The organism is Escherichia coli (genome assembly GCF_036503815.1).
Taxonomy (GTDB): Bacteria; Pseudomonadota; Gammaproteobacteria; order Enterobacterales; family Enterobacteriaceae; genus Escherichia; species Escherichia coli_F.
Genome location: NZ_AP027764.1, coordinates 3,773,138 through 3,790,568 on the forward strand (window position 1 = coordinate 3,773,138; position 17,431 = coordinate 3,790,568).

Annotated in this window: 13 protein-coding genes; 5 read left to right on the forward strand and 8 right to left on the reverse strand. The window is 54.0% G+C overall.

From position 1 onward, the window contains the following. Positions 1-42 precede the first annotated feature (42 nt). From lacZ to lacA, 3 genes are all read left to right on the forward strand, one after another. Positions 43-3,117 (forward strand): beta-galactosidase, encoded by a 3,075-nt coding sequence (gene lacZ / locus AABJ99_RS18045; RefSeq protein WP_039021957.1) that lies wholly within the window; start codon positions 43-45, stop codon positions 3,115-3,117. A 51-nt stretch (positions 3,118-3,168) separates the two neighbouring features. Then, positions 3,169-4,422, forward strand: coding sequence for a lactose permease (lacY, locus tag AABJ99_RS18050; RefSeq protein WP_000291532.1), 1,254 nt, complete (start codon positions 3,169-3,171; stop codon positions 4,420-4,422). Between the two features lie 65 nt (positions 4,423-4,487). Further along, entirely contained in the window at positions 4,488-5,099 is a 612-nt protein-coding gene (gene lacA, locus AABJ99_RS18055) for a galactoside O-acetyltransferase (RefSeq protein WP_039021961.1), read from the forward strand. Between the two features lie 102 nt (positions 5,100-5,201). Here lacA and cynX read toward each other — a convergent pair whose 3' ends face one another. From cynX to cynT, 3 genes are read right to left on the reverse strand one after another with little or no spacing between them, the layout of a single operon-like run. Further along, on the reverse strand, positions 5,202-6,356 hold the full coding sequence (gene cynX / locus AABJ99_RS18060) for a cyanate transporter CynX (RefSeq protein WP_248793895.1): 1,155 nt from the start codon (positions 6,354-6,356) through the stop codon (positions 5,202-5,204). A gap of 32 nt (positions 6,357-6,388) precedes the next feature. Continuing rightward, complete coding sequence (gene cynS / locus AABJ99_RS18065) at positions 6,389-6,859, reverse strand: cyanase (RefSeq protein WP_000616244.1); 471 nt, start codon at positions 6,857-6,859, stop codon at positions 6,389-6,391. A gap of 30 nt (positions 6,860-6,889) precedes the next feature. After that, positions 6,890-7,549, reverse strand: a complete 660-nt coding sequence (gene cynT / locus AABJ99_RS18070; protein ID WP_000658634.1) for a carbonic anhydrase CynT — start codon at positions 7,547-7,549, stop codon at positions 6,890-6,892. Between the two features lie 105 nt (positions 7,550-7,654). Between cynT and cynR the strand changes: the two genes are divergently transcribed. Then, positions 7,655-8,554: a transcriptional regulator CynR gene (gene cynR, locus AABJ99_RS18075; protein WP_105278254.1), complete on the forward strand. Its 900-nt coding sequence runs from the start codon at positions 7,655-7,657 to the stop codon at positions 8,552-8,554. 247 nt (positions 8,555-8,801) lie between these two features. Beyond that, positions 8,802-9,782: an IS110-like element IS621 family transposase gene (locus AABJ99_RS18080; protein WP_332219181.1), complete on the forward strand. Its 981-nt coding sequence runs from the start codon at positions 8,802-8,804 to the stop codon at positions 9,780-9,782. Positions 9,783-9,954: 172 nt separating this feature from the next. On the opposite strand, the gene codA is transcribed toward AABJ99_RS18080, so the two are convergent. The 5 genes from codA to prpC all read right to left on the reverse strand — a co-directional run bounded on the left by codA (position 9,955) and on the right by prpC (position 17,304). After that, a complete protein-coding gene (gene codA / locus AABJ99_RS18085) occupies positions 9,955-11,238 on the reverse strand; it encodes a cytosine/isoguanine deaminase (RefSeq protein WP_039021054.1) in 1,284 nt (427 codons plus the stop codon). Beyond that, positions 11,228-12,487 (reverse strand): cytosine permease, encoded by a 1,260-nt coding sequence (gene codB, locus AABJ99_RS18090; protein WP_338387396.1) that lies wholly within the window; start codon positions 12,485-12,487, stop codon positions 11,228-11,230. The genes codA and codB overlap by 11 nt, the downstream gene beginning before the upstream one ends. A gap of 236 nt (positions 12,488-12,723) precedes the next feature. Continuing rightward, positions 12,724-14,610 carry a propionate--CoA ligase gene (prpE, locus tag AABJ99_RS18095; RefSeq protein WP_039021053.1) on the reverse strand — a complete coding sequence of 629 codons (1,887 nt, stop codon included), beginning with the start codon at positions 14,608-14,610 and terminating at the stop codon, positions 12,724-12,726. A 39-nt stretch (positions 14,611-14,649) separates the two neighbouring features. Continuing rightward, positions 14,650-16,101 carry a 2-methylcitrate dehydratase gene (gene prpD / locus AABJ99_RS18100; RefSeq protein WP_039021052.1) on the reverse strand — a complete coding sequence of 484 codons (1,452 nt, stop codon included), beginning with the start codon at positions 16,099-16,101 and terminating at the stop codon, positions 14,650-14,652. A 33-nt stretch (positions 16,102-16,134) separates the two neighbouring features. After that, on the reverse strand, positions 16,135-17,304 hold the full coding sequence (gene prpC / locus AABJ99_RS18105; RefSeq protein WP_039021051.1) for a bifunctional 2-methylcitrate synthase/citrate synthase: 1,170 nt from the start codon (positions 17,302-17,304) through the stop codon (positions 16,135-16,137). Between the last annotated feature and the right edge of the window lie 127 nt (positions 17,305-17,431).

A 17,431-nucleotide genomic window follows, 5' to 3' on the forward strand; every position in this document is an offset into this window, starting at 1 on the left:
ATGAAATTGTGAGCGGATAACAATTTCACACAGGATACAGCTATGACCATGATTACGGATTCACTGGCCGTCGTATTACAACGTCGTGACTGGGAAAACCCTGGCGTTACCCAACTCAACCGCCTTGCGGCGCATCCTCCTTTCGCCAGCTGGCGAAATAGTGAAGAGGCCCGCAATAATCGCCCTTCCCGGCAGTTACGCAGCCTGAATGGTGAGTGGCAATTTGCCTGGTTCCCGTCCCCAGAAGCGGTGCCGGAAAGTTGGCTGGAACGCGATCTTCCTGACGCCGATACTGTCGTCGTCCCCTCAAACTGGCAGATGCTCGGTTACGATGCGCCTATCTACACCAATGTGACCTATCCCATTGCAGTCAATCCACCGTTTGTTCCCACGGAGAATCCGACAGGTTGTTACTCGCTCACATTTAATGTTGATGAAAGCTGGTTACAGGAAGGCCAGACGCGAATTATTTTTGATGGCATTAACTCGGCGTTTCATTTGTGGTGCAACGGGCGCTGGGTCGGTTACGGACAGGACAGCCGTTTGCCGTCTGAATTTGACCTCAGCGCATTTTTACGCGCCGGAGATAACCGCCTCGCGGTGATGGTGCTGCGCTGGAGTGACGGTAGCTATCTGGAAGATCAGGATATGTGGCGAATGAGCGGCATTTTCCGTGACGTCTCGTTGCTGCATAAACCGACCACACAAATCAGCGATTTCCATGTTGCCACTCACTTTAATGATGATTTCAGCCGCGCGGTACTGGAAGCAGAAGTTCAGATGTATGGCGAGCTGCGCGATGAGCTGCGGGTGACGGTTTCTTTGTGGCAGGGTGAAATGCAGGTCGCCAGCGGTACCGCGCCTTTCGGCGGCGAAATTATCGATGAACGTGGTGGTTATGCCGATCGCGTCACGCTACGCCTGAACGTTGAAAACCCGGCGCTGTGGAGCGCCGAACTCCCGAATCTCTATCGTGCAGTTATTGAACTGCACACCGCCGACGGCACGCTAATTGAAGCGGAAGCCTGTGATGTCGGTTTCCGCCAGGTGCGGATTGAAAATGGTCTGCTGCTGTTGAACGGCAAGCCGTTGCTGATTCGCGGCGTTAACCGTCACGAGCATCATCCTCTGCATGGTCAGGTCATGGATGAGCAAACGATGGTGCAGGATATCCTGCTGATGAAGCAGAACAACTTTAACGCCGTGCGCTGTTCGCATTATCCGAACCACCCGCTGTGGTACACGCTGTGCGACCGCTACGGCCTGTATGTGGTGGATGAAGCCAATATTGAAACCCACGGCATGGTGCCGATGAATCGACTGACCGATGATCCACGCTGGCTACCGGCCATGAGTGAACGCGTAACGCGGATGGTGCAGCGCGATCGAAATCACCCGAGCGTAATTATCTGGTCGCTGGGTAATGAATCGGGCCACGGTGCCAATCACGACGCACTCTATCGCTGGATTAAATCTGTCGATCCTTCCCGCCCGGTGCAGTATGAAGGCGGCGGAGCCGACACTTCTGCAACCGATATTATTTGCCCGATGTACGCGCGCGTGGATGAAGACCAGCCCTTCCCGGCTGTGCCGAAATGGTCCATTAAAAAATGGCTTTCGCTGCCTGGAGAGACGCGCCCGCTGATCCTTTGCGAATACGCCCACGCAATGGGTAACAGTCTTGGCGGCTTCGCGAAATACTGGCAGGCGTTTCGTCAGTACCCCCGTTTACAGGGTGGATTCGTCTGGGACTGGGTGGATCAGTCGCTGATTAAATATGATGAAAACGGCAACCCATGGTCGGCTTACGGTGGTGACTTTGGCGATACGCCGAACGATCGCCAGTTCTGCATGAACGGTCTGGTCTTTGCCGACCGCACGCCACATCCGGCAATGACAGAAGCAAAACACCAACAGCAGTTTTTCCAGTTCCGTTTATCCGGGCGAACCATCGAAGTGACCAGCGAATACCTGTTTCGTCATAGCGATAACGAGCTCCTGCACTGGTCGGTGGCGCTGGATGGCAAGCCGCTGGCAAGCGGTGAAGTGCCTCTGACTGTCGCTCCACAAGGTAAACAGTTGATTGAACTGCCTGAACTGCCGCGGCCGGAGAGCGCCGGACAACTCTGGCTTACGGTACACGTAGTGCAACCTAACGCGACCGCCTGGTCAGAAGCCGGACACATCAGCGCCTGGCAACAATGGCGACTGGCGGAAAACCTCAGTGTGGCACTCCCCTCCACGTCCCATGCCATCCCGCAACTGACCACCAGCGAAACGGATTTTTGCATCGCGCTGGGTAATAAGCGTTGGCAATTTAACCGCCAGTCAGGCTTTCTTTCACAGATGTGGATTGGCGATGAAAAACAACTGCTGACGCCGCTGCGCGATCAGTTCACCCGTGCCCCGCTGGATAACGACATTGGCGTCAGTGAAGCGACCCGCATTGACCCGAATGCCTGGGTAGAACGCTGGAAGGCGGCGGGCCATTACCAGGCCGAAGCCGCGTTGTTGCAGTGCACGGCAGATACGCTTGCCGACGCGGTGCTGATTACCACTGTCCACGCCTGGCAGCATCAGGGGAAAACCTTATTTATCAGCCGGAAAACCTACCGTATCGATGGGCGCGGTGAGATGGTCGTCAGTGTGGGTGTTGAAGTAGCGAGCGACACACCGCATCCAGCGCGGATTGGCCTGACCTGCGAGCTCGCACATGTCGCAGAGCGGGTAAACTGGCTCGGATTAGGGCCGCAAGAAAACTATCCCGACCGTCTGACTGCGGCCTGTTTTGACCGCTGGGACTTGCCATTGTCAGACATGTATACCCCGTACGTCTTCCCGAGCGAAAACGGTCTGCGCTGCGGGACGCGCGAATTGAATTATGGACCACACCAGTGGCGCGGCGACTTCCAGTTCAACATCAGCCGCTACAGCCAACAACAACTGATGGAAACCAGCCATCGCCATCTGCTGCGCGCGGAAGAAGGCACATGGCTAAATATCGACGGTTTCCATATGGGAATTGGTGGCGACGACTCCTGGAGCCCGTCAGTGTCGGCGGAATTCCAGCTGAGCGCCGGTCGCTACCATTACCAGTTGGTCTGGTGTCAAAAATAATAATAACCGGGCAGGCCATGTCTGCCCGTATTTCGCGTAAGGAAATCCATTATGTACTATTTAAAAAACACAAACTTTTGGATGTTCGGTTTTTTCTTTTTCTTTTATTTTTTTATCATGGGAGCCTACTTCCCGTTTTTCCCCATTTGGCTACATGACATCAACCATATCAGCAAAAGTGATACGGGTATTATTTTTGCCGCTATTTCTCTGTTCTCGCTATTATTCCAACCGCTGTTTGGTCTGCTTTCTGACAAACTCGGGCTGCGCAAATACCTGCTGTGGATGATTACCGGCATGTTAGTAATGTTTGCGCCGTTCTTTATTTTTATCTTCGGGCCACTGTTACAATACAACATTCTTGTAGGCTCGATTGTTGGTGGCATTTATCTTGGCTTTTGTTTTAACGCCGGAGCGCCAGCAGTAGAAGCATTTATCGAGAAAGTCAGCCGTCGCAGTAATTTCGAATTTGGTCGCGCGCGGATGTTTGGCTGTGTTGGCTGGGCGCTGTGTGCCTCGATTGTCGGCATCATGTTCACCATCAATAATCAGTTTGTTTTCTGGCTGGGTTCTGGCTGTGCACTCATCCTCGCCGTTTTGCTCTTTTTCGCCAAAACGGATGCGCCCTCTTCCGCCACAGTTGCCAATGCGGTAGGTGCCAACCATTCGGCATTTAGCCTTAAGCTGGCGCTGGAACTGTTCAGACAGCCAAAACTGTGGTTTTTGTCACTGTATGTTATTGGCGTTTCCTGCACCTACGATGTTTTTGACCAACAGTTTGCTAATTTCTTTACTTCGTTCTTTGCCACCGGTGAACAGGGTACGCGGGTATTTGGCTACGTAACGACAATGGGCGAATTACTTAACGCCTCGATTATGTTCTTTGCGCCACTGATCATTAATCGCATCGGTGGGAAAAACGCCCTGCTGCTGGCTGGCACTATTATGTCTGTACGTATTATTGGCTCATCATTCGCCACCTCAGCGCTGGAAGTGGTTATTCTGAAAACGCTGCATATGTTTGAAGTACCGTTCCTGCTGGTGGGCTGCTTTAAATATATTACCAGCCAGTTTGAAGTGCGTTTTTCAGCGACGATTTATCTGGTCTGTTTCTGCTTCTTTAAGCAACTGGCGATGATTTTTATGTCTGTACTGGCGGGCAATATGTATGAAAGCATCGGTTTCCAGGGCGCTTATCTGGTGCTGGGTCTGGTGGCGCTGGGCTTCACCTTAATTTCCGTGTTCACGCTTAGCGGCCCCGGCCCGCTTTCCCTGCTGCGTCGTCAGGTGAATGAAGTCGCTTAAGTAATCAATGTCGGATGCGGCGCGAGCGCCTTATCCGACCAACATATCAGGACGGAATGATCGCAATGAACATGCCAATGACAGAAAGAATAAAAGCAGGCAAGCTATTTACCGATATGTGCGAAGGCTTACCGGAAAAAAGACTTCGTGGGAAAACGTTAATGTATGAGTTTAATCACTCGCATCCATCAGAAGTTGAAAAAAGGGAAAGCCTGCTTAAAGAAATGTTTGCCACGGTAGGGGAAAACGCCTGGGTAGAACCACCCGTCTATTTCTCTTACGGCTCCAACATCCATATAGGCCGCAATTTTTATGCAAATTTCAATTTAACCATTGTCGATGACTACACGGTAACGATCGGTGATAACGTACTGATTGCCCCCAACGTTACCATTTCCGTTACGGGACACCCTGTACACCATGAATTAAGAAAAAACGGAGAGATGTACTCTTTTGCGATAACGATTGGTAATAACGTCTGGATCGGCAGCCATGTGGTTATTAATCCAGGCGTCACCATCGGGGATAATTCTGTTATTGGCGCGGGTAGTGTCGTCACAAAAGACATTCCACCAAACGTCGTGGCGGCTGGCGTTCCTTGTCGGGTTATTCGCGAAATAAACGACCGGGATAAGCAATATTATTTCAGAGATTATAAAGTTGAGTCTTCAGTTTAAATTAGCAAAATTGCCTGATGCGCTTCGCTTATCAGGCATACAAATTCAGTGATCTACGTAGGCCGCATCCGGCATGAACAAAGCGCAGGAACAAGCGTCGCATCATGCCTCTTTGACCCACAGCTGCGGAAAACGTGCTGGTGCAAAACGCAGGGTTATGATCATCAGCCCAACGACGCACAGCGCATGAAACGCCCAGTCCATCAGGTAATTGCCACTGATACTACGCAGCACACCAGAAAACCACGGAGCAAGCCCGGCAATGATAAAACCGATCCCCTGCATAAACGCCACCAGTTTGCCAGCAATAGCGGGTTGCGCAGAGTGATCGAGCGCCAGCAGCAAACAGAGCGGAAATGCGCCACCCAGACCTAACCCACACACCATTGCCCACAATACCGGCAATTGCAGCGGCAGCCAGATAAAGCCGCAGAAACCCACCAGTTGTAACGCCAGTGCCAGCATTAATAGTTTGCGCCGATCCTGATGGCGAGCCATAGCTGGCATCAGCAAAGCTCCTGCGGCTTGCCCAAGCGTCATCAATGCCAGCAAGGAACCGCTGTACTGCGCGCTGGCACCAATCTCAATATAGAAGGCGGGTAACCAGGCAATCAGACTGGCGTAACCGCCGTTAATCAGACCGAAGTAAACACCCAGCGTCCAGGCGCGGGGAGTGAAGACTACGCGAACCGGAGTGGTTGTTGTCTTGTGGGAAGATACGACCTCGCGGGAGCTTTGCCACCACCAGGCAAAGAGCGCAATAATGGCAGGCAGCGCCCACCAGGCGAGAGTCTGGAACCAAATCTCGCTGTGTTGAACTAACCAGGGCGTCAGGGCGGCACCAAGTCCACCGCCGCCCATCAGAGCCGCAGACCACAGCCCCATCACCAGTGGCGTGCGCTGCTGAAACCGCCGTTTAATCACCGAAGGCATCACCGCCTGAATGATGCCGATCCCCACTCCACCGAGCAGTGCGCTGCTAAGCAGCAGCACACTTTGAGGGTAAAGCTCACGCATCAATGCACCGACGGCAATCAGCAACAAACTGATGGCGACGCTGCGACGTTCGCTGACATGCTGATGAAGCCAGCTTCCGGCCAGCGCCAGCCCGCCCATGGTGACCACCGGCAGAGCGGTCAACAGGGCAGCCACGCTAAAGCTCATTCCGCTCGCCTGGCGCAATTGCGGTAGCAGTGGCCCGACGGAGGTGAGCAGTGGTCGCATATTAAGACCAATCAGCACCAGAACCAGCAGCATCGTGAACGTCTTTTGATGGTCGCGCATGGCTGTCAGAACGGTTTGGTCGGCAGATATTTACCATCTAAAGTGATGACAGCACGTTCGCCACCTTCCGGGTCCGCCACTTTCTTGACGTCGAGTTTGAAGTTAATCGCACTGATAATGCCATCACCAAACTTCTCATGAACCAACGCTTTCAGGGTCGTACCGTACACCTGCAACATTTCATAGAAACGGTACATCGTTGGGTCGGTTGGAACACGGTCATCAATGCAGCCACGCAGTGGAATCATCTGCAACAGTAAAATGGCGTCTTCGTCAAGCTCCAGCTTCGCCCCGACCAGGCGGGCGGCGTCGGCAGGAAGCGCCTGCTGACCCAGCAAAGCCGCGGTCACAAAGGCTTCTGCCAGCCCGGTGCCGTCGGCAATCTCGGCAAATGAGAGATCTTTTTTAGCTTTGCTGAGCAAAATGGCATCGGCAAGATCAAGACGAATATTGCGGTTAATTTGCGACTGAATCATGGTGAATCTCCTGATGGTTTAAAAATAAGGTTACGCTGCGGTCGGCTGGCGTAGCGGTATGGCACAAACGCAAGGATTAGCTGCCAGTGGCACAAACTGGCGGGTTGCGCCGTCAAAGGCTGCGATACTGCCGCTTTCAATGTCGTAGACCCAGCCGTGCAGGGCGATCCGCCCCTCTTCGAGCGCCAGGCGCACCGATGGATGAGTTTGCAAATTAGCCAACTGAGCAATGACGTTTTCACGTACCATCGCCGCAGCTTTTGACGCTAAATCGGAATGCGGGCGCGCCTCATTAACGACGCGGGCTGAATCGGCATAACGCAGCCAGTGGGAAACAGCAGGCATATGGTCCATGCACTGACAGCTGGCAATGGCAGTCATCGCGCCACAGTTGGAATGACCGCAAATCACAATGTCAGATACCCGAAGCGCAGCGACGGCATACTCCACCGAAGCAGAAACGCCACCAGGTTCCGGTCCGTAGGAAGGGACGATATTGCCCGCGTTGCGAATCACGAACAGATCGCCAGGTTCGCGTTGCGTCACCAGCTCAGGGACCAGACGGCTGTCGGAGCAGGAGATAAAAAGTGTGCGCGGGCTTTGCTGTGTCGCCAGCTGTTTAAACAAGGCTTCCCGCTCAGGAAATGCCTCGCGCTGGAATTTAAGGAATCCATCAATAATCTCTTTCACCGTTAACCTCTGTCTCTGGAATGAGAGGCAGACTACTCGCCGATTGCCATAAGGTAAAAGACTCATTTATGATAAGTTCTATTGGATTTACTTATAGGTTGGCGAATGCTCTCTCGACATATCAATTACTTTCTTGCCGTGGCTGAACATGGCAGCTTCACCCGTGCCGCCAGTGCGTTGCATATCTCCCAACCTGCGCTTTCCCAGCAGATTCGCCAGTTAGAAGAGAGTTTGGGCGTACCGCTGTTTGACCGTAGCGGGCGAACGATTCGTCTCACCGATGCGGGAGAAGTCTGGCGACAGTACGCCAGCCGTGCGTTACAGGAACTGGGGGCGGGTAAACGGGCGATTCATGATGTTGCCGATTTGACGCGAGGATCGCTGCGCATCGCCGTCACCCCCACCTTCACGAGCTACTTTATCGGCCCTTTAATGGCGGATTTCTATGCGCGTTATCCCGGCATCACGCTCCAGCTACAGGAAATGTCACAGGAGAAAATCGAAGATCTGCTTTGCCGCGACGAGCTGGATGTTGGGATTGCCTTCGCGCCGGTGCATTCGCCGGAACTGGAGGCAATACCTTTACTGACAGAAAGTTTAGCGTTAGTCGTGGCGCAACATCATCCACTGGCAGTCCATGAACAGGTGGCGTTGAGTTGCTTGCATGATGAAAAACTGGTACTGCTCAGCGCGGAATTTGCCACCAGAGAGCAAATTGACCACTACTGCGAGAAAGCGGGGCTACATCCACAGGTGGTGATAGAGGCGAACTCAATTAGCGCAGTTCTGGCGCTGATTCGCCGCACTTCCCTTTCCACATTGTTGCCAGCAGCGATTGCCACACAACATGACGGGCTTAAAGCTATATCCCTTGCCCCACCGTTACTGGAGAGAACGGCGGTTTTGTTGCGGCGGAAAAATAGCTGGCAGACAGCCGCCGCAAAGGCATTTTTGCAAATGGCGTTGGATGAATGCGCGGTTGTTGGCGGGAATGAATCGCGGTAGCCGCTGACACAGGTCAGCGGCTGGAATTGCCTGATGCGCGACGCTTATCAGGCCTTGTATTATCCCTCCTGTGCAGAGAAAATCGGCCAGTTTTCTCTGCCTGCAGTCCGCATGCCGTATCGGGCCTTAGGTTTTCAACCTGTTGCGTAGATTTATGCAGCGGACTGCCTTTCTCCCAAAGTGATAAACCGGACAGTATCATGGACCGGTTTTCCCGGTAATCCGTATTTGCAAGGTTGGTTTCACGATGGAACATGAACTTCATTATATCGGTATCGACACCGCTAAAGAGAAACTGGATGTCGATGTGTTGCGTCCTGATGGTCGTCATCGCACCAAAAAATTCGCTAACACCACTAAAGGGCACGATGAGCTGGTGAGCTGGCTGAAAGGTCACAAGATTGGCCATGCGCATATCTGCATCGAAGCGACCGGCACCTATATGGAACCTGTCGCAGAGTGCCTTTACGATGCAGGTTACATAGTGTCAGTTATTAATCCTGCACTGGGTAAAGCTTTCGCTCAGAGTGAAGGACTGCGTAACAAGACTGATACCGTGGATGCGCGCATGCTGGCAGAGTTCTGTCGTCAGAAGCGCCCTGCAGCCTGGGAAGCGCCTCACCCGCTTGAACGCGCGTTGCGTGCCCTGGTAGTACGCCACCAGGCGCTGACAGATATGCACACGCAGGAACTGAACCGCACTGAAACGGCGCGGGAAGTCCAGAGGCCGAGCATTGATGCTCATCTTCTGTGGCTTGAAGCAGAGCTGAAGCGTCTTGAGAAGCAGATAAAAGACCTGACAGACGATGATCCGGATATGAAACACCGCAGAAAACTGCTGGAAAGTATCCCGGGTATCGGAGAGAAAACATCTGCGGTATTGCTGGCTTATATCGGTCTGAAGGACCGCTTCGCCCATGCCAGACAGTTCGCCGCTTTTGCGGGTCTGACACCACGGCGTTATGAATCAGGCAGTAGTGTGAGAGGGGCAAGCCGGTTGAGTAAAGCCGGACATGTGTCGCTTCGCAGGGCGTTGTATATGCCTGCAATGGTAGCCACCAGTAAGACTGAGTGGGGACGGATGTTCCGTGACCGTCTGGTGGCTAATGGCAAAAAAGGAAAGGTGATTCTCGGCGCGATGATGCGCAAGCTGGCACAGGTGGCGTATGGCGTGCTGAAGTCAGGGGTCCCGTTCGATGCGTCACGGCATAATCCGGTAGCGGCGTAAAAATCGCGGAAGGGATGAAAAAAACAGCGCCTGACGGCGCTGTGTCTGGCATGCCTGCAATCTGGGAAACCGGGGTAGAAAAAAACTTGCAGGCCATAACAGTATCTACGAGTTCAGTGCAAGGCGTTCACGCCGCATCCGACATAAACTACGCTCGCTGCAACCCAGCCGATTACCGTTTGTAATCGATGGCTTCCGGCTGCTCCAGATACACGGTGGTTTGTGCCGGTTGCGTGGTGGCAATCACCTTACCACCACGTACCGAATAGCGTACCGGAACCTGACGGCGCAGCGCATCAAACCCATTTTCAGCCGGCAGGATAATCAGGTTAGCGCTGTTTCCGGCGACTATGCCGTAATCCTGCAAATTCAACGTCCTGGCGCTATGGTGGGTGATTAAATTCAGGCCGTCGTTAATCTGCCCGTAGCCCATCAACTGACAAACATGCAGCCCCATATGCAGCACTTGCAGCATATTCGCCGTTCCCAGTGGATACCACGGATCGAAGACATCATCGTGACCAAAGCAGACGTTAATGCCGGACTCCAGCATCTCTTTAACGCGCGTGATGCCGCGACGTTTTGGATACGTATCGAAACGCCCTTGTAGATGAATATTGACCAGCGGGTTGGCGACAAAGTTAATACCGGACATTTTCAGCAAACGGAACAGGCGCGAGGTATACGCCCCGTTATAGGAGTGCATTGCCGTGGTGTGGCTGGCGGTGACTCGCGCGCCCATGCCTTCACGGTGAGCCAGGGCGGCAACGGTTTCGACAAAGCGCGACTGTTCGTCATCGATCTCATCACAGTGAACATCGATGAGACGGTCGTATTTTTGCGCCAGGGCGAAGGTTTTATGCAGCGACTCCACGCCATATTCACGGGTAAATTCAAAATGCGGAATCGCCCCCACTACGTCAGCCCCTAAGCGTAACGCCTCTTCCAGCAACGTTTCACCGTTGGGATACGACAAAATCCCTTCCTGCGGGAAGGCGACGATTTGCAGATCAATCCACGGCGCGACTTCCTGCTTCACTTCCAGCATCGCTTTTAGCGCAGTCAGGGTTGCATCCGAAACATCGACATGGGTACGCACATGCTGAATACCGTTGGCAATCTGCCATTTCAGCGTTTGCCAGGCGCGTTGTTTCACATCGCCATGGGTTAATAATGCTTTGCGCTCGGCCCAGCGTTCAATGCCTTCAAACAGCGTGCCGGACTGATTCCAGTTCGGTTGCCCGGCGGTTTGCGTGGTATCCAGGTGAATATGCGGCTCCACAAACGGCGGTAAAACTAAACCTTGCTCGGCATCCAGGCTGTTTTCTGTTACGGGCATCACGCCGGATTGCGCATTAATGGCGCTGATTTTTCCGTCCTGCAGATGAATCTGCCATAGCCCCTCTTTGCCGGGTAACCGGGCGTTAATAATTGTCTGTAAAGCGTTATTCGACACTGTTAGCCTCCACATGCGTCATTGCAGCTGTCGTTTTGCGATTCAAAATCGGGTTAAGGATCAGATAACTCAGCGCGCCACCTAATACCGCGTTGACCGGAACAATGCCCGGTAACCAGTGGCCTGCGGCAATCCCCAGTGCGACCGCCAGAATCGCCACCCAATTGACACTCATCATACGCGTGGTCGCAAAGTGCTCATAGCGGCGACGGTTCATCAGATAGTCGGCGATGATCACACCACCCACCGGAGGAATAGCAGCCGAAAGGAAAGTCAGCCAGCCGACAAAATTGTTATACAGCCATAATGCGCAGACCGTGCCGATAATACCGTTGATTACCGAAAGGGTTTTGCTCGACATCCCGGTAATGTTGGCGAAACCTAAGCCCGACGCATAGAGCGCGTTATCGTTGGAGGTCCAGATATTCAGCCCCAGCACCACAATCGCGGGCAGCAGCAGACCCTGAGCAATCATCACATCAGAGATATCCGCCATCCCCAGTGCCGCCGCGCCCGCTGCACCGAAAATAAACATCAACGAGTTGCCGAGGAAAAAGGCCACCATCGCCACCAGCACCGCCAGTTTGGCATTACGACCAAACCGGACAAAGTCAGCGGTGAGCGTGCCCGCACTGATAAATGACCCCACAACCAGCGCCAGTGCGACATTGAAATCTAGCGGTTGTGCGGGAACGACCGCTTTTAATGCCTCCAGGCCGCCCATGCCGTTAACGGCCAGCCATACGGAATAACCGCCAAGGCAGGCAATCGCCGGAACCGCAATCACCGAAAGTACCGTCAGCGCCGAAATGCCAAAGAAGACGGTGACGGTCATCAGTAAACCGGAAACGGCAATCAGCAAATTAATATCCAGCCCGGTTGCCTTGCCCACCGGAATAGCAAACATCGCCACGCCAACGCCAAACCAGCCAACCTGAGTTCCGCCCAGCAGCAGTGAAGGCAGCCATGAGCCTTTAACACCAAACGAGAAGCGAGCAAGAAGATGAGTGGTCAGGCCGGTTTTTGCGCCAATGTAACCAAGAAATGAAGTGTAAATACCGAGGAGAAGATTACCGATGAGAACTGCGAGGAAGAAATCATGATAGCTAAGACCGGTTCCGAGAGTGCCGCCGGTCCACATACTGGCGGAAAAGAAGGTTAATCCCAGCATGACGAACGTCAATGCCAATACCCCTTTCCGCGCCGACTGCGGGACTGGCCCCTGGCTAAAGTTGTTATCTTGCGACACGAAATTCCCCCTTTTTGCTGTTTGAAACCCAAAAAATCCGCCGCATTCTATTCATCTGAAGATAAAAAGCAATCGTTTTCGTGGGGAAATATATTTTTTATATGAATGAGTGCAAAAAGGTGGGGGAAAAATTATCGGTGTAAAAACAGTGGGTAGGCATAATAAGACGCGGTAAGCGTCGCATCAGGCATCGGCGCATGGTGTCGGATGCGCCAGGCGACGCATCCGACGATAACCTACTCTTCCATCGCCTGGCGGATCTGATCCAACGACGCAGGATCATCAATAGTCGTCAGATCCCCCGGATCGCGTCCTTCACAAATCGCCTGGATCGTGCGGCGCAGCATTTTTCCGGATCGCGTTTTTGGCAATTGCGAGACAAACCAGACGTGCGCCGGGCGACCAAAGTTGCCAATCTGGCTGTCCACCAGCGCCATAATCGCCTTCTCTTGCGAATGCGCCACATCACGATCTTCCAGACTGTCGCTCTCTTTCGGAATGACAAACGCCACCGCCACCTGCCCTTTCAGCGCATCTTTCACCCCAACCACCGCCACTTCAGCAACGCCCGGATGACTGGAGATACTCTCTTCAATCTCGCGTGTGCCAAGCCGATGCCCGGCAACATTAATCACATCGTCAGTACGCCCGAGAATAAAGTGATAACCGTCAGCATCGCGGATGCCCCAGTCAAAGGTGGCGTACACCGGACGGGAAAACAGCGACCAGTACGTCTTCACAAAGCGGTCGTCGTCGCCCCAGATGGTCTGAATACACCCCGGCGGCAGCGGCCCTTCCACCACTACCATCCCTTTCTCGTTGACACCGCACGGTTCGCCGGTGACTTCATTGAGCAACTGCACGTTGTATCCATACATCGGCACGCCGGGGCTTCCCAGTCGTGTCGGCCTGTCGTCCAGACCACGAGCAATCGCCATAATCGGCCAGCCGGATTCAGTCTGCCAGTAGTTGTCGATGACCGGCACATCCAGCGTATTGCTCACCCAACTGGCAGTCGGCTCATCCAGCGGTTCTCCCGCCAGATAGAGCACTTCCAGCGACGAGAGATCGTGTTTGCGAATTTCAGCGGTAGGGAATTTTTTCAGCACGCGGATGGCGGTCGGCGCTGAGAACATCCGGCTAACCTGATATTTCTCGACGATTTTCCACCACACACCGCAGTCAGGATAAGTCGGCAATCCTTCGTAAACGATAGTCGCCATCCCCGCCAACAGCGGCGCGTAGACGATATACGAATGCCCAACTACCCAGCCGATATCCGACGCACAGAAGAACACACCGCCCGCTTTACCGCCAAAAATGGTGTCCATTGAGGTCGCCAGCGCCACCGCATAACCGCCGACGTCACGCTGTACACCTTTTGGTTTGCCGGTCGTGCCGGAGGTGTAGAGAATGCAGGAGGTTTCGTTGGATTCCAGCCACGCCACCGGCACCCGCGCGCCGATGTGCTGATGGCGCAATGACGCGAAATCGACATCCCGTCCGGTAACGCGCGCCATTTTCGCCAGCCCGCGATCCACCAGCAAAACGTGGCGCGGCTGATGCTGCGCCTGACTTATCGCATCGTCGAGCAATTTTTTATAAGGAATGATTTTGCCACCGCGCGCTCCGGCATCTGCCGAGACAATCAGCACCGGTTTAGCGTCATCAATCCGCGCAGCCACGCTGTGCGAGGCAAATCCACCAAACACTACCGAGTGAATAGCGCCAATGCGCGCGCAGGCCAGCAGGGTAATATGCGCTTCGGCAATCATCGGCATATACACCAGCACCCGATCGCCACGCCGTACGCCCAGTGAGCGCAGCATTGACGCCACCGCGTTCACTTCGTCATGCAACTGGCGAAAGGTAAAGGTGCGCTCTTCTTCTGTTTCCGAAGAGACGGCAATTAATGCCAGCGCCTCTGGCTGTTTCTCCAGCCAGCGGTCGATGGCGTTGTGGCACAAATTGGTTCGGCCTTCACAAAACCAACGGGCAAACGGCGGATTGCTGTGATCGAGCGTTTGCGTAAAGGGCGTCTGCCAGTCAATACGCCGGGCCTGCTCGGCCCAGAATTGCTCCGGTTCGTTAATCGAACGCTGATAAAATTCGCTAAAAGACATAATGCTCTCCTGTTGAACTTACGCCTTACCGCCGTTTACTTAAATGACGTACAGGTCGAGATACTCATTGACCGGCATCTGTTCCAGGCGAGCTCTGTCGAGAGAAACGTCCAGAATGCGCTGCTGCTGTCGAGTCGGGAACTGGCGCGCGAGGTTGATTTTGAATTTATCGACCAGTTTCGGAATACCGTCATGGCGGCGACGAGCATGACCAATTGGGTACTCCACCACCACTTCTTCAAATCGCGTACCGTCGGTGAACTCAAGGGTAATGGCATTGGCGATGGCGCGTTTTTCCGGGTCGTGGTAGTCAGCGGTAAATGCCGGATCTTCAAAGCAATTGATCTTCTCGCGCAGGGCGTCGATGCGTTTATCTTGCGCAACGTTGTCTTCGTAATCTGCCGCCGTTAAGCGCCCGAATAACAGCGGGATCGCCACCATGTACTGAATGCAGTGGTCGCGGTCAGCCGGGTTATTGAGCGGCCCTTTTTTGTCGATGATGCGAATACAGGCTTCGTGGGTGCGAATGGTCACTTGTTCGATATCTGCCGCCGTTTTGCCTGCTGCCTGCATCTGTTCATAGAGCGTCATCGCCGCTTCAACTGCCGTCTGGGAGTGGAACTCCGCCGGGAAGGAGATTTTGAACAGCACATTCTCCATGACGTAAGAACCGTACGGACGCTGGAAGCGGAACGATTCACCTTTAAAGGAGACGTCGTAGAAGCCCCATACCGGCGCGGTCAGGGCTGACGGGTAACCCATTTCGCCCGTTTTCGCCATCAGTGCCAGACGTACCGCGCGGGAAGTGGCATCGCCCGCCGCCCAGGATTTACGCGTGCCGGTGTTCGGCGCATGACGATAGGTGCGCAGCGACTGTCCGTCTACCCATGCCAGCGAAACGGCGTTGAGGATTTCATCACGGGTCAGGCCAAGCATTTCGGCGACCACGGCGGTGGAAGCCACTTTCACTAACAGAACGTGGTCAAGGCCGACGCGATTAAAGGAGTTTTCCAGCGCGATGCAGCCCTGAATTTCATGGGCTTTAATCATTGCGGTCAGCACCTGTTTCATGGTCAACGGCGCTTTGCCGCTGGCGACCGCGTTGCGTGAAAGCCAGTCTGCCGTTGCCAAAATACCGCCGAGGTTGTCGGAAGGATGGCCCCACTCCGCCGCCAGCCAGGTATCGTTAAAATCGAGCCAGCGAATCATCGCGCCGATGTTAAATGCCGCCTGGACGGGATCGAGCTGGAACTGGGTTCCGGGGACGCGCACACCGTTAGGTACAACGGTGCCGGGGACAATTGGCCCCAGCAGTTTTTTACAGGCCGGGTATTCGAGAGCTTCCAGACCGCAGCCGAGGGTGTCGAGCAGGCAGTAATGGGCGGTGTCGTAGGCCACTCTGGAGATGATTTCGTAGTTCATGACGTAATCGACGATATCAACGATTTCACGATCAAATTCCGGGCGGATGTTGTTGATTTGAGCTGACATTGGGTACGTTTCCTTCTTGTTATTCGTAGAGGTTTACTGGCGCTTATCCAGCGCGACAAACTGGCGGTCTTCCGGTCCAACGTAATTGGCGGAAGGACGGATAATTTTGTTGTCCTGACGTTGTTCGATAATGTGCGCCGCCCAGCCGGTGACGCGGGCGATAACAAACAGTGGCGTGAACATCTCGGTGGGAACGCCCATCATGTTGTAGGAAACAGCGGAGAACCAGTCGAGATTGGGGAACATCTTTTTGCTCTCCCACATCACCGCTTCCAGACGATCGGCGATGTTGTACATCTTCAGCGAGCCGCCTTCCTGCGAGAGCTGCTTCGCCACGCGTTTGATCACCTGATGACGCGGGTCAGCGATGGTATAAACCGGATGTCCAAAACCAATCACCACTTCTTTGTTTTCCACGCGCTTGCGGATATCGGCTTCGGCTTCGTCCGGCGTTTCGTAGCGTTGCTGGATCTCCAGCGACACTTCATTCGCCCCGCCGTGTTTCGGCCCGCGCAGTGCGCCAATCGCGCCGATAATCGCTGAATACATGTCAGAGCCGGTGCCCGCAATCACCCGGCTGGTAAAGGTGGAGGCGTTAAACTCGTGTTCGGCGTACAGCACCAGCGAAATATGCATCGCCTTTTCCCAGCTTTGCGACGGCTTTTCGCCGTGCAGCAGATGCAGGAAGTGACCGCCTATTGAGTCGTCATCGGTTTCCGGCTGGATGCGTTCGCCGTTGTGGCTGTAGTGATACCAGTAGAGAAGAATCGAACTTAGCGACGCTAATAATTTGTCGGCAATATCCCGCGCGCCGGAAACGGTATGCCCCTCTTTTTCTGGCAGCGTGCAGCCGAGTGCGGAAACGCCGGTGCGCATGACATCCATCGGGTGCGACGCCGCTGGTAAGGCTTCCAGCACGGTACGCACGTTAGCCGGTAAACCGCGCAGGGCTTTCAGTTTTGTTTTGTAAGCGGCGAGTTCGTCACAGGTCGGCAGTTTGCCGTGGATCAGCAGATGCGCCACTTCTTCAAATTCGCAATGTTCCGCCAGGTCAAGAATATCGTAGCCGCGGTAATGCAGGTCGTTGCCACTTTTACCCACCGTACACAGCGCCGTATTGCCCGCCGGAACGCCAGAAAGTGCCACAGATTTTTTCGGTTTAATGACATGGGTACTGTTTTGCAGGATCGTTGTGTCGCTCATGTTGTCCTCGTCATTGTTATCATTTGTAGGGTCGAGAATGTTGTCGGATGCGACGCTATGCGTCTTATCCGACCTACAGTTCAGTTCATCCCGTAGGCCTGATAAGCCGCGTCAGCGACGCATCAGG

Coding starts and splice junctions, on each gene's coding strand:
- cynR (WP_105278254.1), top strand. CDS start 7,655: ATGCTCTCTCGACATATCAATTACTTTCTTGCCGTGGCTGAACATGGC.
- prpC (WP_039021051.1), bottom strand. CDS start 17,304: ATGAGCGACACAACGATCCTGCAAAACAGTACCCATGTCATTAAACCG.
- prpD (WP_039021052.1), bottom strand. CDS start 16,101: ATGTCAGCTCAAATCAACAACATCCGCCCGGAATTTGATCGTGAAATC.
- lacA (WP_039021961.1), top strand. CDS start 4,488: ATGAACATGCCAATGACAGAAAGAATAAAAGCAGGCAAGCTATTTACC.
- prpE (WP_039021053.1), bottom strand. CDS start 14,610: ATGTCTTTTAGCGAATTTTATCAGCGTTCGATTAACGAACCGGAGCAA.
- AABJ99_RS18080 (WP_332219181.1), top strand. CDS start 8,802: ATGGAACATGAACTTCATTATATCGGTATCGACACCGCTAAAGAGAAA.
- lacZ (WP_039021957.1), top strand. CDS start 43: ATGACCATGATTACGGATTCACTGGCCGTCGTATTACAACGTCGTGAC.
- lacY (WP_000291532.1), top strand. CDS start 3,169: ATGTACTATTTAAAAAACACAAACTTTTGGATGTTCGGTTTTTTCTTT.
- cynX (WP_248793895.1), bottom strand. CDS start 6,356: ATGCTGCTGGTTCTGGTGCTGATTGGTCTTAATATGCGACCACTGCTC.
- cynS (WP_000616244.1), bottom strand. CDS start 6,859: ATGATTCAGTCGCAAATTAACCGCAATATTCGTCTTGATCTTGCCGAT.